The sequence below is a fragment of the uncultured Salinibacterium sp. genome, from assembly GCF_963974405.1.
Classification (GTDB): domain Bacteria; phylum Actinomycetota; class Actinomycetes; order Actinomycetales; family Microbacteriaceae; genus Rhodoglobus.
Window position 1 is genome coordinate 572,406 of record NZ_CAXBBH010000002.1, and the last position, 21,671, is coordinate 594,076.

Genomic DNA, 21,671 nt, shown 5'->3' on the forward strand with positions numbered 1-21,671 from the left:
CCCTGAAAGTCATCACTGCGAGCGGAGCACTAATGACTGTCATCCTCAGCATGAACCAGATCACAAAAGACTTCAGCGGCGGAGTCCGCGCTCTCGATGGCGTGAGCCTCGAGGTTGAGCGCGGCCAAGTGCACGCTATCTGCGGCGAGAACGGCGCAGGAAAATCAACCCTGATGAAGGTGCTGAGTGGGGTGTACCCCTCCGGTACCTATGACGGCAGTATCTCCTTTGAGAATCACGAAACTGCGTACAAGTCGATCAACGACTCTGAAGCAGACGGAATCGTCATCATCCATCAGGAACTCGCTCTGAGTCCCTACCTCTCTATTGCAGAGAACATTTTCCTCGGCAACGAGATCGCAACGCGCGGTGTCGTTGACTGGGCCAAGACAAACCGGGAAGCAACGATGCTGCTTGCTCGTGTTGGCCTCGACGAGAACCCCAGTACCCGGATCCTTGAACTCGGCGTCGGCAAACAACAATTGGTCGAGATCGCGAAGGCGCTATCGAAGCAAGTGAAGCTGCTGATTCTCGATGAGCCGACCGCTGCCCTCAATGACGAAGATTCCGCGCACTTGCTCGACCTGATCAATAGCCTGCGCGGCCAAGGCATTACCTGCATCATCATCTCGCACAAGCTCAAGGAGATTCGCGCTATTGCCGACAAGGTCACGATCATCCGCGATGGTCGAACCATCGAAACGTTTGCGATGACTGAACCGGATGCCACAGAAGGTCGCATCATTCGGGCAATGGTCGGTCGCGACCTCGACAGCATGTTCCCACCGCACACGCCCGAGATCGGTGAAGAACTCTTTCGGGTCGAGAACTGGACAGTGCATCATCCGGTCGACACGACACGCAAAGTTGTCGACAATGCTTCGTTCTCGGTTCGTGCTGGAGAGATTGTTGGTTTTGCCGGTCTGATGGGGGCGGGGCGCACTGAGCTCGCCATGAGCATCTTTGGGCGTTCCTATGGCAGCCACATCAGCGGTGCGGCTTTCAAAGCGGGCGAGGAGATTTCGGTGCGCACCGTGAGCGAAGCAATTCGACACGGCATTGCGTACGCCACAGAAGACCGCAAGCACTTTGGGCTGAATCTGATTGGCAGCATTGCCGTCAACATTTCGGCAGCGGCACTGTCTAAGCTGTCTCGGTTCGGAATTGTCGATCGTTTCTCCGAAAACAAAGTTGCCGAGGACTACCGCGGCCAGATGAACATCAAAACTCCGAACGTTTCGGTGTTAGCCGGGAACCTGTCTGGGGGAAACCAGCAAAAGGTGGTGCTGAGCAAGTGGATGTTCTCAGGCCCCGAGATCCTCATTCTCGATGAGCCGACTCGAGGTATTGACGTTGGCGCGAAGTACGAAATTTACGGCATCATCAACGCGCTTGCCGCTCAAGGTAAAGCGGTTGTTGTGATCTCGTCTGAGCTTCCCGAACTGCTCGGCCTGTGCGATCGCATCTATGCGATCTCCGAAGGAACTATTGCTGGCGAGGTCGACCGTGCCGGCGCCACTCAAGAACGACTCATGCATCTCATGACCGCGGGAAAGGACTAACCCGATGAGCACGACAACCCCCACCCGAAAGCTACCCAAGCTGCAGATTGATCTGCGCCAGTATGGAATTCTCGCTGCGCTCGCGGTAATTGTCATCCTGTTTCAGGTGCTCACCGATGGTCGACTGCTGCTTCCTGGCAACATCAACAACCTCATTCAGCAAAACGCCTATGTGCTGATCTTGGCGGTCGGGATGGTCATTGTGATCATTGCTGGCCACATCGACCTCTCGGTGGGATCCGTGGTGGCGATGGTGGGTGCTGTCTCTGCGATCTCGATGACTCAGTGGGGGATGCCGTGGTGGGCCGCCGTTGTCTTGGCGCTCGCTCTGGGGGCTGCCGTGGGTGCGTGGCAGGGATTCTGGGTCGCCTTTGTCGGCATTCCCGCTTTCATCGTGACCCTCGCGGGCATGTTGCTGTTTCGCGGTCTTACTCTTGTATTCCTCACGGGCGGAACGATCAACGCCCTTCCGGCGGAGTTCAACGCGATTGGCGGCGGTTGGCTACCCGAGTTGCTTGGCACAATCGGAGAGGGTCGTGGCAGCCGCGACATCCTGACCATCGTGCTCGGTATTCTTGCGGCAGCGCTCTTGGTCGCTCAGCAATTGCGCGGTCGTTCCAAGCAGCGCAAGCTCGATTTGCCGGTTGAGCGCGCAGTCTCGTTCTGGGCGAAAAATGTGATTGCCGCCGTAGCCATTGTTGCGTTGACCTTCCAACTCTCGGCCTATCGCGGAACTCCGATCATTCTGATCGTGTTGGCCGTTCTCATCTTGCTCTTTACCTTCGTGCTCAATCAGACAGTGTTCGGCCGCCACGTCTACGCGATTGGTGGCAACCTTTTCGCCGCCCAGATGAGTGGTGTCAAGACGTCGTGGATCAACTTCTTTGTGTTTGTGAACATGGGCGTGCTCGCGGGGCTTGCGGGAGTTGTGACGACGGCGCGTGCGGGTGGCGCTGTAGCGTCGGCAGGACAAAGCTTCGAGTTGGATGCTATCGCCGCGGTGTTTATCGGTGGGGCAGCAGTGACCGGTGGCGTCGGAACCGTGATCGGTGCAGTCATTGGCGCCCTGATCATGGGCGTGCTCAACATGGGGCTGTCGATCCTGTCGGTGGATGCTGCGTGGCAGCAAGCCATCAAGGGGCTCGTGCTGTTGCTCGCCGTGGCGTTCGACGTTCTGAGCAAGAGGCGCGCAGGACGTCGCTAGGATTACGGAAACGTAATTGTTGCTGACCGAGTGGATCACCCGTGAATCAAAACCCTCCGCCTGCCCCCAGCGGCACGGGCGGCAAAGGTGATCGCACTCGGCGCCACAATCTGTCGAGAGTGCTAACTCTGCTTCATCGTGGCGCTCAGCCGCGATCGCAGCTCACCGCACAGACTGGCCTCAACCGCTCCACTATTGCGGCTCTCGTTACCGAGCTCACTGAGCTTGGCCTTGCCTACGAGAGTGAGCCTGATCCCACTCGGCAGGTCGGACGGCCTTCGCCGATGGTGAACGCGGATGCTCGCACCGTGGCCATCGCCGTCAACCCCGAAGTCGATGCCATCACGATCGGTGTCGTCGGTCTCGACGGCGCTCTGCTGAAGCGCATCCGCTATGAAACTGAGGTGTCGCCGACGGTGGCGGAGTTCGTGAAGATCACGAGCGTCATCATCGAAAGCTTGCGCGGAGAATACGAAAGTGCCGGTCGAGTGATCGGTATCGGTGTGGCGGTGCCTGGCCTTGTGCGTGTGGATGACGGACTTGTGCGCTGGGCGCCTCATCTTCTGTGGCGCGATGAACCGGTGAGCCAACTGCTCACTGCCGCTACCGGCTACCCCGTGTGGACCGCGAACGATGCCAGCGTCGGTGCGTTTGCGGAACACATCTATGGTGCCGCACGCGGAATCGATGACCTCATTTACCTCAATGGTGGTGCTAGCGGGATTGGGGGCGGCATCATCAGCGATGGTCGCCCTCTGACCGGCCGTGCCGGCTATGCGGGGGAGTTCGGCCATGTGCGGGTGGAGAACGGTGCTGCAGAAAAGGGCACTCGTGAAGAAGGCAGTCTCGAAACCGAAGTTAATCGCGCAGACCTCTTGCAGGCGGTGGGTCTGACCAACGCTGATGCTGAAACTTTGGATGCCGCCCTGCGGGAGTCCACGGATCCCGCGGTGAGCGCTCTCGTGCGTCGCCAATTGCTGTCGCTTGGCACCTCGCTGCGAAACGCCGTCAACGTGTTGAACCCTGAGGTTATTGTGCTCGGCGGTTTCTTGGCATCCATTTTCTTGACGGACCCCGATTTCTTGATTGAACGTGTGCGCAGTCAAGCCTTGGAAGCGTCGTTTGAGGGCGTGAAGATTCTGCCCGCTCAGTTGGGCGCTGACTTGCTCATGATTGGTGCGGCGGAGCTCGCTTTTGCTGCATTGCTGGACGATCCGACCACGCTCTAGCGGCGCCTGATTCTGCTGCCTTCGGGATACTTTCGGCGAAATAGTGGCTCAGCGACTTAGGGTTGCTAGATGAACTCCGATTACCGCGATTCTGGTCTCGTCTTTCCGCCGAACTTTATCGTCGGCTCCGCGACAGCTGCGTATCAAGTGGAGGGCGCCGCGCGTGACGGCGGGCGCACCGAATCCATTTGGGATACTTTCAGCCACACTCCGGGCATGACCTGGAATGGTGACACCGGTGATGTCGCCGACGACCATTATTATCGTTTCGAATCCGACCTCGACCTCATGGCCGAGTTGGGCCTTGACGCTTATCGTTTCTCGATTTCGTGGCCGCGCTTTCAGCCCGGTGGGCAGGGGCCCATCAACCCGGAGGGGGTGTCGTTCTACTCGCGTCTCGTCGATGGTTTGTTGAGCCGCGGCATCCGCCCCATTGCCACCCTGTATCACTGGGATTTGCCGCAAGAACTTGAGGATGAGGGCGGCTGGCCCGAGCGCGACACTGCGATGTGGTTTGCCGAATATGCTGAGCTCGCGGCCACCGCACTTGGCGATCGGGTGCACACCTGGACGACGTTGAACGAGCCGTGGTGCTCGGCGTACTTGGGTTACGGTTCGGCCTCACATGCGCCGGGTCGCACGAGCGATAGCGACGCGCTTGCGGCTGTTCATCACCTCAATCTGGCGCACGGTTTGGCGGTGCCTCGCATCCGCGCCGCCGCGACGAATTCGCCCGAGGTGTCGGCAACGCTCAACTTCCATGTGATTCGGGGAGACGATGCCGAGGCGAAGCGCCGTATTGATGCTCTCGCGAACCGTGCTTTCACGAGCCCGATGTTGCTCGGTCGCTACGACGATGACCTCATCGCCGACACGGCTGAGGTCACCGATTGGTCGTTCGTTCATGCGGGCGATCTGGCGAGCATCCATCAGCCGCTCGATTTCTTGGGCGTCAACTATTACTCCACGGTCACAGTGAAAATGTGGGATGGCGTGAGTGAGCTGGCGAAGAACGACGGCCACAAAGACATGGGCGGTTCAGCCTGGCCCGGCAGTCGCACGGTTGAGTTCTTGAAGCAAGACGGCCCCTACACGGCGATGGGCTGGAACATTGCCCCCGATGGTCTTGAAGAGTTGCTCGTTGATCTGGGCGAGAGGTTCCCCGATCTGCCGCTGATGATTACCGAGAACGGTGCCGCCTTTGATGATGAGGTGACGGATGGTCGGGTGCACGATTCTGAGCGGGTCGACTATCTCAACCGGCACTTCACGGCCGCACACCGGGCTATGGAGCGCGGCGTCGATTTGCGTGGTTATCTCGTCTGGTCGCTGCTCGATAACTTCGAGTGGGGCTATGGCTATTCGAAGCGTTTTGGCATTGTGCGGGTCGACTACGACACTCAAGAGCGCATCGTGAAAGACAGCGGGCTGTGGGTTTCTGAGGTGGCGAAGAACAAGGTGACACCGGCGCTGAGCTAGCTCGGGTGGTGCTTTGGGTTAGCTCGCCAGCGTCGCGCGCCGAATGTGCGAGCGCGCGTGTTCGATTGCGGGTTCGAGTTCTTCGAAGAGGTGGTTCGGATGCCGCAGCGAGCGAATCACGCCAAGCCGCTGCAGCACATCCCAGTGTTCGGGGCGGATGCCTTTGATGATCACGGTCACGCCGCGTTTTTCGAGCGCGGTGATGAGTTCGGTGAGGGTGTGTGCGCCGGTGGCGTCGATGAGGTGCAGTTGCGAGAGGCGCACGATGACGACTTCGATGCCTTCGTGTTCGTTGATGCGGTCGATGAGCCGTTCGGCCGCGCCAAAGAAGAGGGATCCGTCGATGCGGAACAGCGCGATGCGTTCGTCGCCAGCTTCGGGGGAGCCGGGCAGTTCTTCGCGGTGAACGCCGCTGGCTTTGCTGAGGGCGCGCAGGGCGAAGAAGGCGGCGACGGCGATGCCGATTCCGACGGCAATGATGAGGTCGAAGCTGACGGTGATCACTCCGGTGATCACGAAGACGGCGGCTTCAGCTTTGCCGGTGCGCAGCATTGTTCTGATGAGGCTGGGTGAGACCATGCGGGCGGCGGTGGCGATGAGTACGCCCGAGAGTGCGGCGAGCGGGATGACGGCGACGATCTGGGCCGCAAGGTACACGACGGTGAGCAGTGCGAGGGCGTGCACGATGGCGGAGAGGCGAGTGCGACCGCCAGAGCGCACATTTACTGCGGTGCGGGCGATGGCGCCGGTGGCCGGCATCCCGCCAAAGAAGCTGGAGGCAATGGATGCCAGCCCTTGCCCGACTAGTTCGCGATCGGCGTTGTAGGGCCCGGTGTCAGACATGCTGGAGGCGACGCGGGCCGAGAGCAGAGATTCGATGGCGGCGAGGGCGGCGACGGCGAAGGCGGGCCCGATGAGCGCGGTGAGGTTGAAATCGAACGAGGGCACTGCGGGCGCGGGGAGCGAGGCGGGGAGTTCGCCGATGGTCGCGAGCGGCAGGGTGAGGGCCTGCGCGGCGATGGTGACGACGACGATGGCGATGAAGGAGGCGGGCAGGCGGCCGCTGACGCGGGTGAGCAACAGCATGATGGCGATGACGGCGGCGCTGATTCCTAGTGGCAGCAGTGCGGCGGGCCACTGGGCTGCGCCGATGAACGCTGCGGCGGCGAGTACGGCGTTGGTGGGGTGGTCGGTTCCTTCGGTGCCGAGGGCGGACGGCACTTGCTGCAGAATGATGATGATTCCGATGCCGACCGTGAAGCCTTCGATCACAGGCCAGGGGATGTAGCTGACGGTGCGGCCGAGGCGCAGTGCGCCCGCGATGGCGACGATGATGCCGGCGAGCAGGGTGACGATGGCGACCGCTTCGACGCCCTGGCTGACGACGATGGGGGCGAGCACGACGACCATGGCACCGGTGGGGCCGGAGACTTGGATGTTCGAGCCACCAAACACGGCGGCGACGAGCCCCGCGACGATGGCGGTGATGAGCCCGGCTTCAGCGCCGACTCCGGAGCTCACGCCGAAGGCGAGCGCGAGGGGTAGGGCGATGATTCCGACAGTGACGCCGGCGAGCAGGTCTCCCCGCCAGCTGGTGCGCAGTTCGCGGTAGTCGCTCAGGCTGGGGAGCAGGGTGCGCCAGGAGCGTTTCATCGGGCATCCGGAATCGCGGGAAGGCTGTCGACGAGGCCGCGGTGGCTGTCGGCGTCGGTGAGTATCTCGCCGAGCAGCACGCGGGCTACCCGCAGCAGTTCGGCAATTTGGGGGAGTGCGAGGCGGTAGTAGACGACGCTGGCCCGGCGTTCTGAGACGACGAGGCCGTAGCGGCGCAGCACCGAGAGATGTTGGGAGAGGTGGGATGCTTCTAGCCCGGTTTCGGCAAGCATCGTGGTAACTGACGCTTCGTCGTTGCTCGACAAGATCTCGAGCACCCGGATGCGGTACGGATGCGCGAGCCCCTTGAAGAGGTTCGCCTTGATTTCGTAGAGCGGCCTGCGCTCGTCGAGAACGACCATTGCTGTGCTCCCCGCTGTGTGCTGCATAATTGCTGAATTGATAAAATCATCATATCAGCCCTTATGGTGGCTATCCTCTGCCAGGTGCGCAGCCGTCTACCAGGCGCGCAGCGAATTCAGGCGTGCCCACATCGGGGGATCGACTTATGCGGCCATCCCGAACAGAGTGAGAATCGCAACAATCCCAGTGCGTGGAAGCCATGATCGAATCGTCAGGTTACGAGGGTGGACCAACTTGACAGTGACCAACAATGCATCGCAAGGCTCCGCTAGTTTCGCTACAGTCGCGGCGATCATCACCTGGGCGGCCATCATTCCCCTACTCAACGTCATACTCCCACTTGCATTCCAGCTCTGGAATGAGTACTCGCTGATTGCATTCTTCGGGGAAGGTCCATCCCCCGAGGAGATCCTCGCCCAGCACTGGAAACTTGACGTCGCCCGGGTGACATCCGCCATCGGCAGCGCCCTAATCATCACCGTCGTCGTCGTGCTCGCGCGCATGAAAATAGTCCGAAGGAATCTCTACTTTGCCCTCGGCCTCAGCGTGGCTCTGTCCGTGCTCTGGGTCATGGTGAACCGCTCATTCTGATTACTAAATCTGTGAGGGCGTTGCCAGGGCCGCAGCAGACGCGAGGTCGTTAGCTGTCGGAAAAGTGTCGAGCGGGCGTCATATCGACACGGCGAATCAATAGAGCTGAGCAGTCGCGCGCAGCGCCGAAGTCTCTTCCTGTGGGAAGCAAGTGTGCGCGATACCCCGCGGCTGTGGACAACAACCACAGCGCTCGCCACCCACTCCGCACAATATGAGCATGTCTAACCCCGTGACGACCATTGCTGATCAGGTGCGCCAGAGAGTTCGCCGCGACGGGGTCGATCTGTCGCGTGACGGTGAGTTGGCGTCGCGGTATGTGCGTGATGAAGTGCGCCGCTACAGCGAACGTGCGCTGGGTGGTTCGGTGCCGCTGTTGACGGATGAGGCCCAAGCCGCCCGCGAGGTAGTGGCGGCGTTGACCGGGTACGGTCCGCTCCAACCTTTCTTCGACGATGACACCGTCGAGGAGCTCTGGATCAATGGCCCCGAGCAGGTGTTCGTCGCCCGCAACGGGGTGCCAGAGTTCACGGGCATCCGCCTCACTGATGGTCAGGTTCGCGATCTGGTGGAGCGGATGTTGCAGACCTCGGGTCGCCGCGTCGACTTGAGCTCCCCGTTCGTCGACGCATCCCTGCCGGATGGTTCGCGACTTCACGTCGTCATTCCGGACGTGACGCGCCGCCACTGGGCGGTCAACGTGCGCAAGTTCAGCCAGCGCATCCGTGACCTCGATCGCCTCGTTGAGCTGGGCAGCCTGCCACAGCACGCGGCCGATTTTCTGCGACTGTGCGTGCTCTCGGGTCAGAACATTGTGGTGTCGGGCGCGACCCAGAGCGGCAAGACCACGATGCTCAATGCGTTACTCGCGGCAGGCAAACCGACCGAGCGCGTCGTTACCGTCGAAGAGACTTTTGAGCTCAGCGTCGCCAGTCGCGACAGTGTCGGAATGCAGTGCCGCCAACCCAGCCTTGAGGGCACGGGCGAGATCAGTTTGCGCCGCCTCATCAAGGAGGCACTGCGGATGCGCCCCGACCGTCTCGTTGTCGGCGAAGTGCGCGATGCCGAGTCCCTCGACCTCCTTATCGCTCTCAACTCCGGGCTGCCGGGCATGTCGAGCATCCACGCCAATAGCGCCCGGGAAGCGCTCGTGAAACTCTGCACCCTGCCGTTGCTCGCCGGCCGCAACATTGACTCAAGTTTTGTTGTGCCAACGGTTGCCAGTTCGGTGGATGTCGTCGTGCACTGTGAGCTGACCGCCAACGGCACGAGACGTGTGGTCGAGATTCTGTCGCTCACCGGTGAGGTCAGTGACGGGGTTATCGACAGCAGCGTTCTCTTTCGCTTGTCGGAGGGCACGCTCCTCCACACCGGTGCCGTTCCTGCACGCCTCGCGAAGTTCCGCGCCGCCGGTGTCGACCCCGTTTCGCACTTACTGAAGGCCGTCGCATGAGCCTGATTCTGGGCATCATCCTTGCGGTGGGCGTCACGCTTGTCGCCGCAGTGTTCTTGTGGCCAGCAGAAGCAGAGCGGCGTGTACGCGGGCCCTCCGCGTGGTCGATTCGCATGCGTGAGCGCCTCGTCCAAGCGGGCCTTCCCAACACGAGTCCCTCCGTTGTGATGATCGTTTCGCTCGTTTTCAGCATCGGGGTCGCGGCGCTGACATTCGTCCTGACCTCGGTGATTGCCGTCGTCGTGTGTGCAGCCGCGCTCGCGCTCCTCCTCCCGACGCTGGCCATCAGTTGGCGGGCTCGCGCTCGCCGCAAAGCTACCCAGGTTGTTTGGCCCGACGTCGTCGATCAACTTGTGTCTGCCGTGCGGTCGGGGCTCGCGCTTCCCGACAGCCTGATGACGCTCGCGCAGACCGGCCCGCTCGTCACCCGCAGTGCCTTCGCAGCTTTTGCCGCGCGCTACCGAACAACCGGCAACTTCTCCATTGCGGTGGATGAATTAAAGGTGGCGCTCGCCGACCCCGTCGCCGACCGTATCCTAGAAACACTGCGGATGTCGCGCGAAGTCGGAGGCAGCGAGCTCACCAACGTGCTGCGCAGCCTCAGTGTCTACCTGCGCCAAGAAGCAGCCATCCGCTCCGAGATTGAAGCGCGCCAGTCCTGGGTCATGAACGCTGCCCGCCTCGGTTTGGCTGCCCCGTGGGTTGTGCTGTTCCTGTTAACAACGCGCCCTGAGGCAGCGCTTGCCTACAATTCGGCCAGTGGCATTGCCCTCATCATCGCCGGGCTTGCGGTATCGGTCGTCGCGTACCGGATTATGGCGGGCATCGGTCGACTACCCGAGCAGCCGAGGTGGTTCGCATGAGTGATGCTCTTGCGTTGGCGCTCGTGGCAGGAATTGCGGGCGGCCTCGGGCTCTGGTCCATTCTGAGCCTTATCCCACGCCTCAGCCGTCCGACCTTAGCCACCCGGGTTGCCCCGTACGTTATCGATGTGTCGTCGGGTGCCCGCGAGCACTTGGCGCCGCGCTCAGTAGGTCCACTTCCCGTGCTCGGCGTTTTTCTGGCACCCGCCGCACGCTGGTTGCGAGAGACTCTCGCGACGGTCGTGGGAGGTGGCGATCTCATTGCCCGCCGACTCCGCCAGGCCGGATCCGAACTCACTATTGAGGCGTATCGATCGCAACAACTCATCGCGGTCTTAGCCGGCGCGATGCTGGGTGTTGTTTTCGATATCGCAGTCGCTAACCAGCAACAGGTCCCTCTCATAGCGCAGGTTGTATTGGTTGTCGTCGGCGGTGTCGTGGGGATTACGGCTCGCGACTACTTGCTGCAGCGCGCGGCGAAAGCACGCATCCGTCGGCTTACCGCCGAGCTGCCCGTCGTGTTGGAATTCTTGGCTCTCAGCCTTTCCGCGGGCGAAGGAATCTTAGATGCCGTGCGCCGCGTCTCGCAGGTCAGTGGCGGCGAGCTTTCCCGAGAACTCGCTCGCGTCGTTTCCTCCGTCAACACGGGTCTCCCGTTCGGCGAGACACTGGGAGTGCTCGCTCGTGAACTTGAGCTGCCGCCTTTCACTCGCTGCGTCGACCAGATTCTCGGTGCGCTCGATCGGGGAACCCCGCTCTCTGAGGTGCTGCAAGCCCAAGCTCAGGATGCTCGTGAAGAGTCCAAGCGCGAACTGCTTGAGTTAGCAGGCAAGAAGGAGGTCGCGATGCTCTTCCCGCTTGTGTTCCTCATCCTGCCCATCACGATCGCCTTCGCGATCTTCCCGGGCATTTTCGTGCTGCAGGTGGGGTTCTAGACTGGTCATGGCTTGCGCAGGTCGCACGTCGAGCGCCTCACCGACGAGAAGGATGTTTGTGTTCCTCACCACGTTTCCGGCCCCCATCATTCCGGCAGCAGACTCTGTGCCGGCGCTGCGCTGGGGCATTATCGGGCCCGGCGGAATAGCCGCGACTTTCGCCGCAGCCGTGCAAACCCACACCGAGCAAAAGCTCGTGGCGGTGGCATCCCGCAGTCTCGATCGTGCCCACGATTTCGCCACAACCTGGAACATCAGCAACGCGTACGGCGACTACGCCGAGATGCTTGCCAACCCCGATGTTGATGTCGTCTACATTGCCACCCAGCAGCACGTGCACCGCGATCTCGCACTGCAATCGATCGCGGCAGGCAAGCACCTCCTCATCGAAAAGCCCTTCGCGATGAACGGTGCCGAAGCGCGCGAAATTGTTGCCGCCGCGCGCGCAGCAGGTGTCTTCGTGATGGAAGCCATGTGGACGCGCTACTTGCCACAAAACTCGATCATTCAGCAGTTGCTCGACGACGGAATCATGGGAGATATCCACCTCGTCACCGCCGACCACGGCCAAAACATGCCGGAAGGGCACCGAGTTCGCTCCCTCGAAAGCGGGGGAGGCGCGCTACTCGACCTCGGCATCTACCCGATCGCCTTCGCGTCCCAGATTCTTGGCACGCCCACGGCCATCCACAACGTTGGCTCGCTCATCGAGACCGGGGTGGATGCCCAATCCCTCCTTACCCTTAGCTATGCGGGCGCGGCTCAGGCCCAACTCAACACAACCTTGCTCGCGCGCACGCCCATCACGGCATCCGTCGCGGGATCAGACGCACTGCTAGAGGTGGGAAGTGCCTTCTTTACCCCGAGTTCGTTGACACTGTCCAAGCCCGGATTCAACGGTGACGCCATTAGGTGGAACGACGAGACCGGCATCGTCGGCCACGAGGGACTCAGCTACCAAGCCACCGCCCTTGCCGGGTTCGTGGCGCAAGGACTTACCGAGTCTCCGCTTCATTCGCTCGACGAAACGATCGCCATCCTCGACACCATCGATTCGGCCCGCTGGCAACTCGGGTACCGCTTCGAATCGGAGCAATGAGTTAAGCGAGCAAAAGCGAGCAAAGGGGTCTGTACTCTGGTTAGCGCCACAACCACGCGATCGGAGACGCAATGACCGCAGGATCGACCCTTCCCAAGAAACCAGGTGCGCCGGGCCGCCCGGTCGCCGACAAGTTTCTGGCACCCTGGGTTTTCTGGCCCGCCGCAGGCCTGATCATTGTGATCACCGCGTTCGCGATTATCGCGCCGAACCTCGCTAAGACAGTTTTTGACGCCCTGCAGGCGAGCGTCATCAACTCGTTCAGCTGGTACTACGTGCTGATTGCGGCGTTCTTCGTCGCGTTCGCACTGTGGCTTGGCTTTAGTCGCTACGGCGATATCAAGCTGGGCAAGGATGATGACAAGCCCGAGTTCTCGATGATCTCCTGGATCTCGTTCCTCTTCGCTGCCGGAATGGGTATTGGGCTTGTGTTTTATGGGGTTGCTGAGCCGCTCAGTCACTTCGCGAACCCCCGCCCCGGCGTGACGGGCACGGAGATAGAGCTGGCCCAGAAGGCGATGAGCCAGACATTCCTGCATTGGGGTGTGCACGCGTGGGCTATCTATGTGGTCGTTGGTCTTGCGCTTGCGTACGCGATTCACCGCCGTGGTCGTCCCATCTCGATCCGCTGGACCCTTGAGCCCTTGCTCGGCAAGCGAGTTCGCGGTGGCTGGGGTAACGCGATCGATGTCATCGCTCTCGTCGGTACCGTTTTCGGTGTGGCAACGTCGCTCGGCTTGGGCGTGCTGCAGATCACTGCTGGTCTCGAAAAAACAGGCGTAGCCGAGGCAAACCTGACGACCCAAATCATCGTGATCATCGTGATTGTGGCCTTCACGATCATGTCGCTCGTGTCGGGCATCGGTCGTGGAATGAAGTGGCTATCGACAACCAATCTTTTGCTCGCTGCCGCGCTCATGATCTTCTTGCTCATCGTGGGGCCGACGACGTTCCTCTTCCGCGATTTCGTCCAATCGATGGGTAACTACCTGCAGGGCTTCATTGGCCTGAGTTTCAACGTCAGTGCCTACGCCGGTGAAGCGGGCGAAAAATGGCAGGCGGGTTGGACTACCTTCTACTGGGGCTGGTGGATGTCGTGGGCACCGTTCGTGGGCGTCTTCATCGCACGAGTCTCGAAGGGCCGCACCGTTCGCGAGTTTGTGGGCGGCGTTCTTCTGGTGCCCACTGTTCTGACATTCCTCTGGTTCAGCGTGCTTGGAGGAAACGCCCTCTACCGCGAGCTCTACGGTCAAGGCGGTCTTATCGCGGCAGATGGATCGGTGGATACCGATTCCGCTCTCTTCGATTTACTCGCCGGGTTGCCGGCCGGCACCGCGCTCACATTCGGCGCCATCCTGCTGATCGGTATCTTCTTCGTCACTTCGGCTGACTCGGGCGCGCTCGTGATGTCGATGATTGCCACCGGAGGTTCCGCAGAACCGCGCAAGCGCATCCGTGTTTTCTTTGCGCTGTTGGCGTCATTCTTGGCAATCGCGCTGCTGATTACTGGTGGACTCGAGACTCTCCAAACTGCAGCTATTCTTTCGGCGCTCCCGTTCAGCGTGGTGATGCTCCTGATGTGCGCGGCGACGGTGATCGCGTTCAGTCGTGAACGTCGTGCCTACGAGCGGGCTCAGCGGGCCCAGTTTGTCGATCACATTGGCGATTTCTACGGACTTGAGGTTGAGGAGCCGCTCAATCGCGAGCCGTCTCATACTCTTCGAGCTGCGCTGTCTCGACTGCGCCGCAAAGCCACCCAGAATGGCGGCGGGATTTCGGCAAAAACAGAGAAGGCAATCCTCTCTGACAGCGGCATGGCTCCCGAGGATGAGATCGCTCAGGTCGATGCGATCGTCGAAGATGAAGTGCAGACCGTGCAGTCTGAGGAGCCAGACTCGAAGTAGCTCACTGGTCTGATGACCGGGGCTTCACTGAGCCCCGGTCATCGAATCGGCCTGTGGAAAAAACTTACATGCATTTGTGTTTCGCTCAATGATTGCAGGGTGAAATCATCTCAATTGTTACTGACGAGCGGGCTACCCCGAAGCACCCGAGCGCTCAGCTCAGAACGAGGAGACGTGCCGGGCTGGGTGCTGATAACGCTGATGACTGCAGGGCTTGTGATCATCATTTGGGGCCTCGCCGGCCCAGCACTCAGCTCGGTTTTCGAACAGGCTATTGATCGCGTCACTGGCTTCTAATGCCGGCGCGATGGCGCGAACGCGTGAGTCGTCTGTGCGCTGAGCAGTCTGGTTCCGCGGTGGTTGAGTTCGTCCTTGTCTCAGCCCTGCTCACGGTGCTCACGCTCAGCGCTATTCAGTTGGCGCTTGCCCTCCACATCCGCAATACGATTCTGGATGCCGCGGCAGAGGGTGCGCGGTATGCCTCCCTTGCCGACACGTCGTTGGGTGACGGCGTGACTCGCACTCGCGACCTCATCTCCACGGCCCTCTCCGACGGTTATGCCACGGATGTGAATGTCGCTTCCACAACCCATTTGGGGCAGCCTGCAGTTGTCATCACGGTGAACGCACCTCTTCCACTTTTCGGTCTAGTCGGTATTGAGAAAGGGTTGGAGGTGTCAGCTCATGCGGCTATCGAGCAGGTTCGCTAGCGAGCAGGGGTCTGCATCGCTCGAGTTCATCACAGTCGGCATGGTCATGCTTATTCCGCTCGTCTACCTCGTGCTGACGATGTCCGCCATTCAGGCCGGGGCGTTAGCTGCGGAAGGCGCAGCGCGGCAAGCGGCTCGTGTGTTCGTGCAGTCCGAGAACCTTGAGGCAGCGCACGCAGCAGCTTCCCGCGCGGTCGAGTTCGCTCTCGATAATCACGGTGTGGATGCGGCCGGCGCCGATGTCACCATTACGTGCGCCCCTGATCCCAACGATTGTCTCGCTCGTCGTGGCTACGTCACGGTTCGAGTGGGGGTGTCAGTGCCTTTGCCGTTGGCGCCTCCCGTCTTGAGCGGGTCGTTTCCCCTTGAGGTTCCACTTGATGCTTCGGCAACTCAACAGGTTTCTCAGTTTGCCGGTTCGCGATGATGCCCGCACGCTCAAGGGCTCACCCTTCGCCTCGGCTATCTCATGGGCTCAAGGCTGAGGATGGTTCTGCTCTCCTCCTGACGATCTTCTATGGGTTCTTGTCTCTCGTTCTTATTTTCTTAGTGGTGGCGGCAACGTCGCTGTATCTCGAACGCAAGAGGCTCTTTACTCTTGCGGATGGCGCGGCTCTCGTTGGTGCAGAGTCGTATGCGCTCGACGACGTGGTTCTCACAGCCCGGGGATTTCGTCCGACGCTCACACCGCAGAAGGTGGCGAGCGCTGTCCAGGACTATCTCGCGGCTGCGCCAGTTTCTGATTTCGAGGGCTTGCGCATCGAAGAAGCAACGACTGTTGATTCGAGCAGCGCCAGCGTTTCGCTCTCTGCCCAGTGGCGCCCGCCGCTTGTGTCGTTGTTGGTTCCCGAGGGAGTCCGCATCGAGGTCTCGGCTTCCGCGCGCTCGGTATTTTCCTAGAGCGAGCACGTCCAGCGGGCGCTGCGCGCGTATTCAGCGGGCGTTCGTCCAGCGAACAGGGAGTTTCAATCCGTAGCGTGGAGTGAGCGCCTCAGGCAGGTGCACCACCGAAGCAAAGGAGTTAGCCATGAAACGTATCGCTATCGTCGGAGGCCACGGCAAGATTGCCCTGAGCTTGGCCGAACTTCTCACCGCTCGCGGGCACCACGTGCACTCGCTCATCCGCAAACCGGAACAGGAAGCAGATATCACTGCTACTGGCGCGATGCCCGTGATTGCAGACATCGAGCAGCTCAGCGCAGAAGAGCTGTCTGAGATTTTTACGGGTCACGACGCGGTTGTTTTCTCTGCTGGTGCCGGAGGCGGAAGCCCCGAGCGCACCTACTCGGTTGACCGCGATGCCGCGATTCGAACAATGGATGCCGCGGCTCACGCCGGTGTTGAACGCTACGTGATGGTTTCCTACAAGGGCGCCAGTCTCGACCACGGTGTTCCCGAAGACAATGACTTCTTCGCTTATGCCGAATCGAAGGCAGCGGCGGATGACCACTTGCGCAAGAGCCCTCTCAAGTACACGATCGTTGGCCCCGGTTCACTGTCGAGCGAGCCGGCATCCGGAGCAATCGATGTGGGTGATGCGGCTACTGCTGAGCACGCGAGTCGCGACAACGTAGCCCGGGTTCTTGCTGAGGTTGTGGATGCAGACAACACGATCGGTCATACGATCGAGTTCATGGACGGCTCGACACCGATTCCTGACGCGATTGCCGCTATCGCGTAGCGTGCGGCACGAATAGCGATCCAACGCCGAGAAGAATAAGTGCGACTCCGCCCGTCGCTGAAAGTGTTGTGATGCGGCGGGGGGAGCGCGCGAACCAGTCGCGAGCGAACCCCGCGGCGAGGGCCCATGCCGTGTCACTGATCACGGCCATCGCCATGAAAATGAGGCCGAGCACCAGCAGTTGAACCTGCACACTTCCGGCTCCGAAGCTCACAAATTGCGGCAATACTGCGACAAAGAAGACTGTCGACTTGGGGTTGGTGATTCCGACGACAAATCCTTGGCTCAGTATCTTCCATTGCGAAAGCGCGACGGGGGTTTTCTCGGCGGTTGTGGTGTGAGCGTTGCGGTGGCGTAGCGCTTGAACACCGAGATAGATCAAATAAGCGGCACCGAGGTATTTCACGACGGTGAAGGCGATAACCGATTGGGCGATGATCGTGCCAACGCCGAATGCCACCGCGACAACGAGCACCACCCCTCCGACAGCGTTTCCGAGCGAGCTGACCACTCCGCCCATCTTGCCGAGCGAGAGTGAGCGGCCGATGAGGAAGAGCACGCTCGGGCCCGGGATCAGAATGATGGGAATCGCAACAAGTACGAAGGCGATGAGGTTGCTGCTCGGGATGGCAGTCATGGCGGTTACCGTTGGGGCTTCTGGATGTAGCGGGGCACGTACCGAAGCATAATCCCGGCGCCGAGCAGGCCCAGAATTCCGATCGCGCCGGCGGCGACCGAGATGGAGGCGACGGCGGTGATTCCGGCAATCAGCAGGGGGGATGTGGCCTGACCGACTCCGCCGGTGAATCGCCACGCGCCAAGGAACGGTGCCGGGTTCTGCGGGGGAGCGAGGTCTGCGCCGAGCGTCATCAGGATTCCGCTGCCCAGTCCGTTCGCGAGCGACAAGAACATGGCCGCGAAGATGAACCACGCGGTGTTCGCACTGAGGTCGTGGGTCACTGAGAGCACGAGATGGCCGAGCCCGAGGCCAACGAGGGACGGTACAGCTGTCCATAGGCGCCCGAAGCGGTCCATAATCTGGCCGCCCGTGTAGAAGAGGGCAAAGTCGACTGCGCCGGCGATTCCAATAATGATGGCGGTATTGGTGTCAGCGAGCCCGATGCTCACCGCCCAGAGTGGCAGTATCACTTGGCGACTTGCGCGCATGGCACCGATCACAGCGGCGCCCACACCGAGCCGCGACAGTAGGGCGCGATTGCGATGAACTGTGGCGAATAGTCCGTGCGATTCTTTCTCGACGAGAGCTTCGCCATCGCGAAGTTCACGGTTATTGACGCGAGAGGTGTGTACGGCGCCGAACGTAGTCGCCGGGTCAGGCAGAAGGATCAGCACCGCTGCGGCGGCGACAGCGGCAACCACGTGGATCCAAAACGCGGCAAAGACGGTGCCGGTGAGATGGATGATGCCAGCAGAAATGAAGGGACCGATAAAGACTCCGAGGCGGAAAGTTCCGCCAAGCGTGGAGAGGGCCCGGGCGCGATATGACACGGGAACAAAGCTCGTGAGAAAGGCATGCCGGGCCAGAGCAAATACTGCGGCGGCGAGGCCGAGCAGCAGCACACCGAATCCGAGAGCGACGGGGTTGGGGGCGAGTATCGCAATCACAACGCCGATGATCGAGAGGGCACTGGCGCCGATCATGGCTGGGCGTTCGCCGATGCGGGAGATGAGCCATCCGCTCGGAATGTTTCCGAATAGCTCGCCGAGGGTGAGTACTGCGGCGACGAGACCGGCAATCGCGAGCGTGGCACCGAGGCTGTCGGCTGCGATGGGGATGAGCGGAATGATCGCCCCTTCACCGATCGAGAACAGTAGCGTCGGTAGCAATACGGGCACGGCAATCGAACGCCAGCTAAAGGGTTTTTCTGTTGTGCTCATCGCCGTCAATAATATGTCCTGACGGGCTGGCCTCGAGCACCGCGCGAGCGGCGCAACCGCATGCCGCGAACGCTTCGCGGGTAGTCTGGTAGACGACATGGATGAACTGGACTTTTCTGACGACATCGCAGGCTTGCGTTCCACTTTTGCGGACATTCGCCAGGTGGTCGACCCTGACCGCCTCGAGTCGGAGATCGCTCGCCTGAGCGAGGCTGCTGGTGCCCCCGACCTGTGGGATGACACCGATAAGGCGCAAAAGGTCACGAGTGACCTCAGCCACCGGCAGGCCGAGCTGGCCAAGATTAACTCCATTTCGAATCGTCTTGACGATCTCGAGATCATGGTCGAGCTCGCGAACGAAGAGAGCGATGAGCAGGCGGCGGCGGATGCTCGCACCGAGCTTGCCAGCATCCGCAAGACTCTTGGCGACCTCGAGGTGCAAACTCTCTTGAACGGCGAGTTTGATCAACGGCCAGCCGTCATCACCATCCGCGCCGGAGCAGGAGGCGTTGACGCAGCTGACTTCGCCGACATGCTCTTGCGCATGTATTTGCGGTACGCCGAGCAGCATTCGTATCCGACCCGCGTGCTCGATACGAGTTACGCCGAAGAAGCGGGAATCAAGTCGGCCACTTTTGAGGTCGACGCTCCGTTCGCGTTTGGAACCCTTAGCGTCGAGGCGGGCACTCATCGTCTCGTGCGTATGAGTCCTTTCAACTCGGCGGGTAAACGCCAGACCAGTTTCGCTGCCGTCGAGGTTGTTCCTCTCATCGAGACGACGGATGTTGTCGAGGTTCCCGAGAACGACATCCGTGTCGATGTTTTCCGCTCTTCCGGTCCCGGTGGCCAGTCGGTCAATACGACGGACTCTGCGGTGCGCATCACTCATTTGCCGTCGGGCATCGTGGTGAGCTGCCAGAACGAGAAGAGCCAGATTCAGAACCGTGCTGCTGCGATGCGGGTGTTGCAGTCGCGACTGCTTCTGTTGCAGCGCGAGCAAGAGGCAGCGACGAAGAAAGAGATCGCGGGCGTTATTACGGCGAGCTGGGGCGACCAGATGCGTAGCTACGTTTTGGCTCCGTACCAAATGGTCAAGGATTTGCGCACGGAGTATGAGGTCAACAATCCGTCGAACGTGTTCGATGGAGATCTTGACGGTTTCATCTCTGCCGGAATCAAGTGGCGCAAACGCGCTATCGATTAGCACATCGATCGGGCCGGGCTGTGCCCTGAATTGGGCCATCCTGTGAGTCCGTGTCTGCGGTGCGTCGCTGCCCGTTTCTGGGCGCACGCTCGCTAGGCTGGCTCCAAATGATTCGTTTTGATTCTGTTTCGAAGTCGTATCCGGGCACGACACGGCCGGCGCTGAACTCTGTTGACCTTGAGATTCTCAAGGGCGAGTTCGTGTTCCTTGTTGGCGCATCGGGCTCGGGCAAGTCGAGCTTTTTGCGGTTGATCCTCAAGGAGGAGAACCCCTCCAAGGGATCTATTCACGTGCTTGGACAGCATTTGAATACGCTGACGAACCGCAAGGTGCCGTACTTCCGCCGTAATTTGGGGGTCGTATTTCAGGACTTCCGTCTTCTGCCCAACAAGACAGTTTTCGACAACGTTGCGTTTACTTTGCAGGTAATCGGCAAGAGTCGCGGTTTCATTCAAGAGGCTGTTCCGGATGCTCTCAAGATGGTGGGACTCGCAGGCAAATCGAATCGCTTCCCCCACGAACTTTCGGGCGGTGAGCAGCAGCGTGTCGCGATCGCTCGAGCTGTCGTCAACAAGCCAGTCATCATGCTCGCCGATGAGCCAACAGGAAACTTAGACCCGGCAACGGCTGCGGGAATCATGACGCTCCTTGAACGCATCAACCTCGGTGGCACGACGGTGCTGATGGCCACCCACGACGCCGGCATCGTTGACCAGATGCAGCGCCGTGTAATCGAACTTATTGGTGGGCAGATTGTGCGCGATGAGCGCCAGGGTGGCTACCAAACGCAGACTGTTCCGACTCAGGGGCGAGTGCCGCATCCGGCCGCGAGCCAACCGTCGTCGTCGCAGGCCACGCAGGCTCCGCCTCAGCGTCCCAGTGTGCAGTCGTCTTCGAAGGGTGAGGGGCTCGACGCATGAGGCTCGGTCTAATTCTCGGGGAGGCCGGTAGCGGACTTCGCCGTAACCTCTCGATGGTGGTCTCTGTCGTTCTCGTGACCTTCATTTCGTTGACTTTTGTCGGGGCATCCATTCTTCTGCAGATGCAGATCGGTCAGATGAAGGGGTACTGGTACGACCGGGCGCAGGTCGCGGTGTACATGTGTACCGACATCGATACGACGGGCAATTGCACTTTGGCTGAGGCGACAGAAGACCAGATCGCCGCGGTAAACCAGCAACTCGAGTCTCCGACCCTTGCGCCCTATATCAACGAAGTGCAGTTTGAGACGCACGAACAGGCGTACGAAAACTTCAAGGAGCAGTTCGCTGATACGACGTTCGAAGGCATCATTACGCCGGAGTCGTTGAATGAGAGTTTCCGGGTGAACCTCGTTGATCCCGAACAGGCTGATGTGCTCATCGAGAGCTTGTCTGGGCTAGCGGGCGTCGAGAGCGTCGAAGATCAACGGGCCTATCTTGAACCAATCTTCGCGATCCTCAATGCCGCGAGTTATACGGCGATTGGTGTCGCGGGACTCATGCTTATCGCCGCGGTGTTGCTTATTGCCACGACGATTCGGTTGAGCGCCTTCTCGCGCAGGCGCGAGCTCGGCATCATGAGGCTTGTCGGGGCATCAAACCGTTTCATTCAAACGCCATTCATCCTTGAGGGCGTGTTTGCGTCGTTGATTGGTTCTGTGCTGGCCGGTGGAGCCATCGTAGCGATCGTTCAGTTCTTTGTTCGCGGCTATTTGGCGACGACGCTGCCCGTCAACACGAGTCTGCTGGGAATGGATGAGGCGCTCCTGGTGGTACCGATTCTGATTGCGGTGGGCGCGGGCTTGGCCGCCATCTCGGCCGGAGTGGCGATCAGTCGCTATTTGAAGGTGTAGCCCCAGCG

General features: G+C 60.6%; 22 protein-coding genes. 18 read left to right on the forward strand and 4 right to left on the reverse strand.

Annotated features, from left to right (window positions below):
• The first annotated feature begins 32 nt into the window (after window positions 1–32).
• The 4 genes from mmsA to AACZ26_RS11110 all read left to right on the forward strand — a co-directional run bounded on the left by mmsA (window position 33) and on the right by AACZ26_RS11110 (window position 5,474).
• Entirely contained in the window at window positions 33–1,562 is a 1,530-nt protein-coding gene (mmsA, locus tag AACZ26_RS11095; RefSeq protein WP_339621566.1) for a multiple monosaccharide ABC transporter ATP-binding protein, read from the forward strand.
• 4 nt (window positions 1,563–1,566) lie between these two features.
• Window positions 1,567–2,766 carry a multiple monosaccharide ABC transporter permease gene (gene mmsB / locus AACZ26_RS11100; RefSeq protein WP_339621568.1) on the forward strand — a complete coding sequence of 400 codons (1,200 nt, stop codon included), beginning with the start codon at window positions 1,567–1,569 and terminating at the stop codon, window positions 2,764–2,766.
• Between the two features lie 119 nt (window positions 2,767–2,885).
• The gene (locus tag AACZ26_RS11105) at window positions 2,886–3,995 is read left to right on the forward strand and encodes an ROK family protein (protein ID WP_339621570.1); all 1,110 of its coding nucleotides are present in this window, start codon (window positions 2,886–2,888) and stop codon (window positions 3,993–3,995) included.
• Window positions 3,996–4,064: 69 nt separating this feature from the next.
• The gene (locus AACZ26_RS11110) at window positions 4,065–5,474 is read left to right on the forward strand and encodes a GH1 family beta-glucosidase (RefSeq protein WP_339621572.1); all 1,410 of its coding nucleotides are present in this window, start codon (window positions 4,065–4,067) and stop codon (window positions 5,472–5,474) included.
• 18 nt (window positions 5,475–5,492) lie between these two features.
• On the opposite strand, the gene AACZ26_RS11115 is transcribed toward AACZ26_RS11110, so the two are convergent.
• Entirely contained in the window at window positions 5,493–7,127 is a 1,635-nt protein-coding gene (locus AACZ26_RS11115) for a SulP family inorganic anion transporter (RefSeq protein WP_339621574.1), read from the reverse strand.
• Window positions 7,124–7,516: a metalloregulator ArsR/SmtB family transcription factor gene (locus AACZ26_RS11120; protein WP_339621576.1), complete on the reverse strand. Its 393-nt coding sequence runs from the start codon at window positions 7,514–7,516 to the stop codon at window positions 7,124–7,126. The genes AACZ26_RS11115 and AACZ26_RS11120 overlap by 4 nt, the downstream gene beginning before the upstream one ends.
• 214 nt (window positions 7,517–7,730) lie before the next feature.
• Here AACZ26_RS11120 and AACZ26_RS11125 point away from each other — a divergent pair, with 214 nt between their 5' ends.
• The 11 genes from AACZ26_RS11125 (at window position 7,731) to AACZ26_RS11175 (ending at window position 16,726) form a co-directional block, all read left to right on the forward strand.
• Entirely contained in the window at window positions 7,731–8,081 is a 351-nt protein-coding gene (locus AACZ26_RS11125) for a hypothetical protein (RefSeq protein WP_339621577.1), read from the forward strand.
• Window positions 8,082–8,301: 220 nt separating this feature from the next.
• The gene (locus AACZ26_RS11130) at window positions 8,302–9,534 is read left to right on the forward strand and encodes an ATPase, T2SS/T4P/T4SS family (RefSeq protein ID WP_339621578.1); all 1,233 of its coding nucleotides are present in this window, start codon (window positions 8,302–8,304) and stop codon (window positions 9,532–9,534) included.
• Complete coding sequence (locus AACZ26_RS11135; RefSeq protein ID WP_339621580.1) at window positions 9,531–10,397, forward strand: type II secretion system F family protein; 867 nt, start codon at window positions 9,531–9,533, stop codon at window positions 10,395–10,397. The genes AACZ26_RS11130 and AACZ26_RS11135 overlap by 4 nt, the downstream gene beginning before the upstream one ends.
• Complete coding sequence (locus AACZ26_RS11140; RefSeq protein ID WP_339621581.1) at window positions 10,394–11,332, forward strand: type II secretion system F family protein; 939 nt, start codon at window positions 10,394–10,396, stop codon at window positions 11,330–11,332. The genes AACZ26_RS11135 and AACZ26_RS11140 overlap by 4 nt, the downstream gene beginning before the upstream one ends.
• 52 nt (window positions 11,333–11,384) lie before the next feature.
• Window positions 11,385–12,431 (forward strand): Gfo/Idh/MocA family oxidoreductase, encoded by a 1,047-nt coding sequence (locus AACZ26_RS11145; protein WP_339621582.1) that lies wholly within the window; start codon window positions 11,385–11,387, stop codon window positions 12,429–12,431.
• Between the two features lie 71 nt (window positions 12,432–12,502).
• The gene (locus AACZ26_RS11150; RefSeq protein ID WP_339621584.1) at window positions 12,503–14,335 is read left to right on the forward strand and encodes a BCCT family transporter; all 1,833 of its coding nucleotides are present in this window, start codon (window positions 12,503–12,505) and stop codon (window positions 14,333–14,335) included.
• A gap of 114 nt (window positions 14,336–14,449) precedes the next feature.
• Entirely contained in the window at window positions 14,450–14,632 is a 183-nt protein-coding gene (locus tag AACZ26_RS11155; RefSeq protein ID WP_339621629.1) for a hypothetical protein, read from the forward strand.
• A 23-nt stretch (window positions 14,633–14,655) separates the two neighbouring features.
• Entirely contained in the window at window positions 14,656–15,045 is a 390-nt protein-coding gene (locus AACZ26_RS11160) for a TadE family protein (protein WP_339621586.1), read from the forward strand.
• Window positions 15,020–15,472, forward strand: coding sequence for a hypothetical protein (locus AACZ26_RS11165; RefSeq protein WP_339621587.1), 453 nt, complete (start codon window positions 15,020–15,022; stop codon window positions 15,470–15,472). Before AACZ26_RS11160 ends, AACZ26_RS11165 begins: the two co-directional genes overlap by 26 nt.
• Window positions 15,469–15,945, forward strand: a complete 477-nt coding sequence (locus AACZ26_RS11170) for a Tad domain-containing protein (RefSeq protein ID WP_339621589.1) — start codon at window positions 15,469–15,471, stop codon at window positions 15,943–15,945. The genes AACZ26_RS11165 and AACZ26_RS11170 overlap by 4 nt, the downstream gene beginning before the upstream one ends.
• Before the next feature lie 127 nt (window positions 15,946–16,072).
• A complete protein-coding gene (locus AACZ26_RS11175; protein ID WP_339621591.1) occupies window positions 16,073–16,726 on the forward strand; it encodes an SDR family oxidoreductase in 654 nt (217 codons plus the stop codon).
• On the opposite strand, the gene AACZ26_RS11180 is transcribed toward AACZ26_RS11175, so the two are convergent.
• Together AACZ26_RS11180 and AACZ26_RS11185 are read right to left on the reverse strand one after the other, a co-directional pair.
• Window positions 16,716–17,363: a LysE family translocator gene (locus AACZ26_RS11180; protein ID WP_339621592.1), complete on the reverse strand. Its 648-nt coding sequence runs from the start codon at window positions 17,361–17,363 to the stop codon at window positions 16,716–16,718. The two genes, AACZ26_RS11175 and AACZ26_RS11180, sit on opposite strands and share 11 nt — an antisense overlap.
• A 5-nt stretch (window positions 17,364–17,368) precedes the next feature.
• A complete protein-coding gene (locus tag AACZ26_RS11185; RefSeq protein ID WP_339621593.1) occupies window positions 17,369–18,625 on the reverse strand; it encodes an MFS transporter in 1,257 nt (418 codons plus the stop codon).
• A gap of 97 nt (window positions 18,626–18,722) precedes the next feature.
• On the opposite strand from AACZ26_RS11185, the gene prfB reads away from it, so the two are divergent.
• From prfB to ftsX, 3 genes are all read left to right on the forward strand, one after another.
• Window positions 18,723–19,829 carry a peptide chain release factor 2 gene (gene prfB / locus AACZ26_RS11190; protein ID WP_339621594.1) on the forward strand — a complete coding sequence of 369 codons (1,107 nt, stop codon included), beginning with the start codon at window positions 18,723–18,725 and terminating at the stop codon, window positions 19,827–19,829.
• 107 nt (window positions 19,830–19,936) lie between these two features.
• Complete coding sequence (ftsE, locus tag AACZ26_RS11195) at window positions 19,937–20,749, forward strand: cell division ATP-binding protein FtsE (protein WP_339621596.1); 813 nt, start codon at window positions 19,937–19,939, stop codon at window positions 20,747–20,749.
• Window positions 20,746–21,663 (forward strand): permease-like cell division protein FtsX, encoded by a 918-nt coding sequence (gene ftsX, locus AACZ26_RS11200; protein ID WP_339621599.1) that lies wholly within the window; start codon window positions 20,746–20,748, stop codon window positions 21,661–21,663. Before ftsE ends, ftsX begins: the two co-directional genes overlap by 4 nt.
• The last annotated feature ends 8 nt before the right edge of the window (window positions 21,664–21,671 follow it).